This window comes from Arthrobacter sp. I3 (assembly GCF_000520575.1).
In the GTDB taxonomy this organism is placed as follows: domain Bacteria; phylum Actinomycetota; class Actinomycetes; order Actinomycetales; family Micrococcaceae; genus Arthrobacter; species Arthrobacter humicola_A.
Window position 1 is genome coordinate 37,130 of record NZ_KI914925.1, and the last position, 831, is coordinate 37,960.

Annotated in this window: 2 protein-coding genes; one reads left to right on the forward strand and one right to left on the reverse strand. The window is 64.6% G+C overall.

Going from position 1 to position 831, the window contains the following annotated elements; all coding sequences use genetic code 11:
- Window positions 1–252 precede the first annotated feature (252 nt).
- Window positions 253–429 (reverse strand): hypothetical protein, encoded by a 177-nt coding sequence (locus Y706_RS28780; RefSeq protein ID WP_156945120.1) that lies wholly within the window; start codon window positions 427–429, stop codon window positions 253–255.
- A 149-nt stretch (window positions 430–578) separates the two neighbouring features.
- Between Y706_RS28780 and Y706_RS29765 the strand changes: the two genes are divergently transcribed.
- On the forward strand, window positions 579–831 hold a 253-nt coding region (locus Y706_RS29765), incomplete at its 3' end, for a putative immunity protein (RefSeq protein WP_043436020.1).

The following is an 831-nucleotide window of genomic DNA, read 5'->3' on the forward strand; positions in this document are numbered from 1 at the left end:
CGCTTTCGCCGGGCTTGCCCTGCCGGTCATGGCTTCCGGCAGAGTTGGGGCGACGTCAACACGTGCGCCGGTGCGCGTAGCCGACTTTTGGGCTTCCCTCTTACCGATCTCCCCGCTGGTCATGGAAGGTATTATTCCTCACCCATCGCGAGACGGAGCCACCACCGTTTTCTCGCGAACCGTATCGGGCTCTTCGGGTAAGTCTCTACCTGTCCGCAGTTATCGATTCCCGGACGGCCTGGAATGCCGGACTTACTCGTATCCCCAGGCCACCACCCCCTCCCGGCGCAGGGAGGGTTTCGTTTTTTCCACTTCCAGCCCGCGAAGGTTCGCGATCCCCTGGGTTCTGAGGGCTTCGAACCCGCCGAACTTGTTTGCGTTGTTGTGACTGAAAACGGTAACCGTGTCCGGGAGGTCGAGCGCGATCATCTCGACGCTGCCCGGCGCGAACTCACACCCAAGTCATGTCCAGGGTTCCGGCCGGGAATCCAGACATGCCCAAGTATCGAGACCGAGATTCGCGTGCATCGCAATGCCCGTAAGCCGATCGGTCTGCAAGGCGTGTGTATGGTGCTGATATGGCTTCTCCGCAGACGCTAAGTGAGCCCGAGCGCCGCGTCGTCGCGGGCTGGGCCGCAGACTGCGCTGAGCGGGTGGTGGCTTTATTTGAGGCCGAGGCCCCTGCAGATGGTCGCCCCCGCGACGCCATCGCCCGGGCCCGGGCATTCGCTCGCGGTGAGCTCGGTGCCGCCGACGAGATCAGCCGGCGGTTTGTGGCCGGCCGTGCCGCACGCGAGGTTACCAGCCCTGCTGCGGCGGCTGCCGCCCGGT